Origin of the sequence: Delftia sp. ZNC0008 (assembly GCF_000799035.1) — a bacterium.
GTDB lineage: Bacteria > Pseudomonadota > Gammaproteobacteria > Burkholderiales > Burkholderiaceae_C > Comamonas > Comamonas tsuruhatensis.
Window position 1 is genome coordinate 1 of record NZ_JTKZ01000853.1, and the last position, 5,605, is coordinate 5,605.

Below are 5,605 nucleotides of genomic sequence, written 5' to 3' on the forward strand. Positions count from 1 at the left end.
TCACGGCCACCTTGGCCATGGATGCGGCATCCGCCCGACGCTCACGCAGGTAGGTGCGCGCCATCATGGCGAACTTCACGGCCGGAATGGTGGCGGTCTCGCTCAGGCGTGCCAGGCCCTCCTTGTCGGCGGCGCGGCGACCGTCACCGTGCTTGTCCACGCCGACGGCCAGCGCCACATCGCTGATGCCTGACGCAATCTCCATGCAGGCCTGGCGGAAAGCGAACGAGCCGGAAGCGGACGCGTTTTCCACCTGCGTGACCGCCAGTCCCGTGGCGCCCAGGTGCCGGAGCATGACCCGCCCCGTGGCCATGCCTATCGAGGTGGTGCCCACATAGGCGCTTTGCACCTGTGGCCAGGACAGGCCCGCGTCGCCCAGTGCGGCACGCACGGCCACAAGACCGAGATGGGTGTAGGGCGTGTCGCTGGGAAACTGGTAGGGATGCATGCCAATGCCGGCAACGTACACGCCGTCGTGAGGGTCCAGCCAGTTGCTCATGCTGCACCTCCTGCCTGGGCGGGCACGAAGCGGCAGTCGAATATCTCTGCCGAAGCCTGGGCAACAGCCACTGCGCGCAGCTGCATTCCGACGTGCAGCTGTGATTCATCGGATACGGCGATCACTCCCTCTTCCACCAGGCCATCTGCGATGCGGATGTCCCCCGCAATGCGGGGCGTCTGCAGGCCGGGCAGCAAGGGCACGTGCAAGGTTACGAACTCCAGCAGCGTGCCGGCACCGTGTCGCGCCACGGTCTGCGCATCCTGCAGCGCATCACCGCAATGCCCGCAGCCGGGAACATTGGCCGGGAAGCTGAGCTTCCCGCAGGCCGGGCACTGCACGTAGAGGAACTCCAGCGAGCGGCCGTCCGCCGCCAGCTGATAGAGGCTGGGATGCCGCGGCCGAAAGCCGCGCAGATCGTCTGTCATGTATGACTCCTTGGAAATTGGTCTGGAAAGCAATGGTCTGCAAGGCGTGTCGGCGTCCCGCTTGAGCCGTCATTCGAGCCGGGCGCCCGAGCGCTGAACCACCTCGCGCCAGCGCGTCACTTCGGACTTCACGAAAGCGTTGAGCCTGTCGCCGCGCATGCCGCGCATGGGCGTGCTGCCATTCTTGTCTGTGACGGCCAGCACGTCGGGATCGACGATGGCCTCGCCCAGCGCATCGGCCAGGCGCTTGACGATGGGGGCCGGTGTGTGAGCCGCGACGAAGACGGCACTCCAGGCCACGGACTCGGCGCCGGGGTAGCCCAGCTCACCGACGGTGGGCAGGTCAGGCGCGCTGGCCAGCCGCGCCTTGCCGGTCACCGCCAGTGCCTTGAGCTTGCCCGCCTGCACCAGCGGCATGACCACGGCGGCGTAGTCGAAAACCAGGTCGAGGTTGCCTGCAATGAGGTCGTTGAGCGCCGGGCTGCTGCCTTTGTAGGGCACATGGGTCATCTTGGTGCCCGTGGCGGACTGGAACAGCTCGGCGGTCAGGTGCGTGGCGGTGCCGGGCCCGGCCGAGCCGAAGTTCAGGCCTGCGGGATGGGCCTTGGCATAGGCCACAAGCTGCGGCACGGTCTTGAAGGTCCGTGCGGGATGGATGGCCAGCACCAGGGGCGACTCCGACATGCCATGGACGGGAACGAAATCCTTGATCGGGTCGTAGCGCAAGTTCTTGTAGAGCGCCAGGTTGGCCGCCTGGGTACCCTGCGTGCCGTAGATGAGGGTGTATCCATCCGCCGGCTGGCGCACGGCGTAGTCCACCCCGATGGAGCCGCCCGCGCCGGGCCGGTTGTCCACCACCACGGGCTGGCCGAGCTTGTCCCCCAGCTTTTGTGCCAGCAGGCGGGATGTGCTGTCCGTGATGCCGCCAGGGGTGAAGGGGACGATGAAGGTCAGGGGTTTGGCCGGCCAGTTGCCGGTATCGCCCGCCGCTGATGCGGCGCCTGCAGCCAGCAGTGCAAGCGCACCGCAGGCGATGGATTTCCAGAAGGGCTTCACAGGCTTGTCTCCGGGTGGTTGTGAAAACTGTTTGCTTGAAATATCTACGATTTACCGTAGACTACTTCAAAATTTCGTAGATACGCAACCCCAGGAAAACCTCGTTCACCCTTTCCGGACAACCGGGCATAAACACACACATCTGCCGGAGAGGCAGCCGTATTCGACCTTCGATATGATGGATCCGTGCCTACGAAATATCGGAGATGACATGCCAACCACCGTTCCTGCTGCCGCCCGTACGATGACCTTGCTCGAAGTGTTCGCCCGTGAAAAGCGTGAGCTGTCCAATTCGGACCTTGCCCGGCTCATGGACCTGCCCGAGAGCAGTTGCTCGGACCTCTTGCACACCCTTCACGAACTGGGGTATTTGCTGCGCACCGCTCGCAGCCGGCGCTTCTATCCCACGGCCCGGTTGCTGGCCGTGGCCAGGGAGATCTCGGCCAGCGACCCGCTCTACGCCGTGGGCGCCGAGGCCTGCGAACTGCTGCGCGACAAGACGGGCGAGACCGGCCTGTGCGGCCGGCTGGAGAACGGCGTCGTCAAGGTGCTGGCCTTCACCGAAGGACGCCACCCGCTGCGCTACATGCAGAACGTGGGCGACAAGCTGGCACTGCATGTGTCTGCCCTGGGCAAGGCCGTGCTAGCCCTGGGCACGCCCGAGGAGGCGGCACGCCAGCTGCGGCTCAAGCCGCTGCGCCCGCTGGCCAGCGGCACCATCACCGACCTTGCAGCGCTGGAGGCCCAGGTGGCGCAAGCGCGTGAACAGGGCTGGATCTGGGTCGAGAACGAGGGCAGCGACGGGCTCAGCGCCCTGGCGGTCGCGGGACTGGCCGGTGGCGAGCCGCTGGCCATTTCAGTCGCCGGCCCGACCGATCGCATGCGCGCCCAGCGCGCCCAGTGCCTGCAGGCGCTGCAGGAAGTCCATGCGCTGATATTCCGCCAGCGCAAGGACGATGCAGCTTCCGAACACTCTGCAGGCCATGGCCCGTCGCGGCGCATCGGCCGCAAGACACCGGCCTCTACGTCGTAGGGCCGATTTTTTTCCATCCATACAACAGGAGACATTCCATGAACATTCCCACCGCCGACCAGGAGCTGTTGCGCGACAACATCCGCCGCTTCATGAAGGAGCATGTGGCGCCCGTCGTCGCCCAGCATGACCAGGCTCACACATTTCCGTTCGAGCTGCTCAAGCCGCTGTCGGAATTCGGCTACCTGGGCGGTCGCCTGTCCGAGGAGGAAGGGGGCATGGACCTGGACCAGATCACCTGGGCGCTGATGATGGAGGAGGCGGGCTACACCTGGCTGTCGCTGCGCACCATGCTAAACATCACCAACGCGGCTATCCACAAGCTCGCCGCCGAGGCGACGCCCGCGCAGAAGGAGCGCTTTCTCAAGCCGCTGCTGGCCAATGAGCGCAAGTGCTTCAGTGCCATCAGCGAACCGGGCACCGGCTCCAACATCGCCCAGGTACAGACGCGGGCCGACCTGCAGGGCGACCACTACGTGCTCAACGGCCGCAAGCTGTGGATCACCAACGGCGCCTTCGGGGACTTCGGCATCGTCGTGGCCCGGACCTTCAGCCCCGACTGCCAGGGCCAGCTGTCTACCTTCCTGGTGGAGCGCGATGTCTCGCCCTACGAGATGCGCCGCGTGGAAACCATGGTGCTGCGCAGCACCGGCACCGCCGAGCTGGGCTTCGATAACGTCCGGATCCCGCGCGAGAACCTGCTGGGCACGGAAGGCGGAGCACTCAAGAAAATGCTCATCGGCCTGGACAGTGCACGCGTGAACATCGCCATGGGTGCCGTGGGCGCCGCGCAATCGGCGCTGGACCTGTCCATCGACTATGCGCGCACGCGCACCCAGTTCGGCAAGCCGATCGGCAGCTTCCAGTTGGTGCAGAAACTCATCGTGGACATGACCATTCGCGTCGAGGCGGCACGCGCGCTGGGCCTGCGCGCCGCCGCCGCGCTGGATTCGGGCAAGGACGCTCGTACCGCTGCCTCCATCGCCAAGCTCTACGCCACGGAAGCCGCGCACGAGGTGGCCAGCATGGCGCTGCAGGTCCATGGCGGGCTGGGCTATGCCACCGACTATCCCATCGAACGCATCTTCCGGGACACCCGTGGTGGCACCATCCCTGAGGGCACGACGGAAGTGCAGACGCTGATCGTCGGTCGCGAGATCCTGGGCATCTCGGCCATCGCCTGAGTATTCGACCCACCTGCGGACCCCATGAAAAGCGCCCCCATGCCGAACACCACAACCCACCTTGCGCCCTGCGACCTGTCGCGCCTCATCCGTCCCCGCTCCATTGCCCTGGTCGGCGCCTCCGACAGGCCCCAGAGCATCGGCGGACGCACATTGGCCAATCTGATCGACCACTCGGCGCCGGTCGGCGAGCTCTACCTTGTCAACCCGACCAAGACCGAGCTGCGCGGCCGGCGCTGCTGGCCCAGCATCGCCAGCCTGCCCGAAACACCCGATGTGGCCGTGATTGCCGTGCCGGCCGCCAATGTCCTGGGCGTCGTGCAGGAGTGCGCGGCGCGGCGCGTGCCCTTCGCCATCATCCTGACCTCCGGCTTCGGAGAGGCCGGCGAAGAGGGCGAGCGCGCGCAAGAGCAACTCAAGGACATCGCCGCGGCAGCCGGCATGCGCATCTACGGCCCCAACTGTCCTGGCCTAACCAACGTCAACCAGGGGCTGGGCATGACGTTCTCCCCTTCGTTCCCGCACGACCTGGTCAAGGGCCCCATCGGGCTGGCGACGCAAGGCGGCGGACTGGGCCGCAACGTCATGCAGGCCATGGAGCGCGGCATAGGCATCGGCCTGTGGGCGTCCACCGGCAATGAGGTAGACCTGCAGGTGGCCGACTTCATCCAGTACATGGCGACAGCGCCGGACATCAAGGTCATCGTGACCCTGCTCGAAGGCATCAAGGATGGCCCGCGCTTTCTGGCCGCGCTGCGCTGCGCGGCGGACAATGGCAAGCCCGTGATTGCGCTGAAAGTCGGCAAGTCGGAGTACGGGCGCAAAGCCGCGCAGTCGCACACGGCATCGCTCACCGGTTCAGCCGAGGTCAACAGCGCCGTATTCAAGCAATACGGGGTGATCGAAGTGGATGACATCGACGAACTGGTCGATACCGCCTGGCTGTTTGCCCGCGGGCTTCCCGGTGCGCAGGAGGGGATCGGCATCTACTGCTCGTCCGGCGGCACTGCGGCGCTGACCGCCGACGCCGTGGGGACGGCGGGCCTGACTCTGGCCGAGTTTGCCCCCGAGACCACCCGGGTGCTGCGAGAGCGGCTGCCCGACTATGCTGCCATCGGCAACCCCGTGGACACCACCGCCGCCATCCTCAGCGATGCCGAGCTGATCGAGCAGACGCTCGGCACGGTGGCTGCCGACCCGCATCTGGGCTGCGTCATCGCACCCATTGCGCTGGACTATGGCGAAACCACCATCCGCATGGCCCAGACCATCATCGCCGCGCAACAGCGATGCCCTACGCCGATCGTGCCGATCTGGATGAGTGACCGCCTGGGCGAAGGCTACCGCCTGCTGGTCGCAGGCGGCTTTGCGCCGCCGCGATCGGTGGGCAAGGCCGTCAACGCGG

General features: G+C 66.3%; 6 protein-coding genes. 3 read left to right on the top strand and 3 right to left on the bottom strand.

From position 1 onward, the window contains the following. From L995_RS27430 to L995_RS27440, 3 genes are all read right to left on the bottom strand, one after another. On the bottom strand, positions 1-499 hold a 499-nt coding region (locus L995_RS27430), incomplete at its 3' end, for a beta-ketoacyl synthase N-terminal-like domain-containing protein (protein ID WP_047474507.1). Beyond that, positions 496-927, bottom strand: a complete 432-nt coding sequence (locus tag L995_RS27435) for a Zn-ribbon domain-containing OB-fold protein (RefSeq protein WP_047474509.1) — start codon at positions 925-927, stop codon at positions 496-498. The genes L995_RS27430 and L995_RS27435, both read right to left, overlap by 4 nt. 69 nt (positions 928-996) lie before the next feature. Then, on the bottom strand, positions 997-1,983 hold the full coding sequence (locus tag L995_RS27440) for a Bug family tripartite tricarboxylate transporter substrate binding protein (protein WP_047474510.1): 987 nt from the start codon (positions 1,981-1,983) through the stop codon (positions 997-999). A gap of 211 nt (positions 1,984-2,194) precedes the next feature. On the opposite strand from L995_RS27440, the gene L995_RS27445 reads away from it, so the two are divergent. The 3 genes from L995_RS27445 to L995_RS27455 all read left to right on the top strand — a co-directional run. Further along, positions 2,195-3,016: an IclR family transcriptional regulator gene (locus L995_RS27445; protein ID WP_082001647.1), complete on the top strand. Its 822-nt coding sequence runs from the start codon at positions 2,195-2,197 to the stop codon at positions 3,014-3,016. Between the two features lie 38 nt (positions 3,017-3,054). Next, the gene (locus L995_RS27450) at positions 3,055-4,200 is read left to right on the top strand and encodes an acyl-CoA dehydrogenase family protein (RefSeq protein ID WP_047474513.1); all 1,146 of its coding nucleotides are present in this window, start codon (positions 3,055-3,057) and stop codon (positions 4,198-4,200) included. A gap of 39 nt (positions 4,201-4,239) precedes the next feature. Further along, positions 4,240-5,605 (top strand): acetate--CoA ligase family protein (locus L995_RS27455; RefSeq protein ID WP_047474518.1); only part of this gene is annotated, 1,366 nt, incomplete at its 3' end.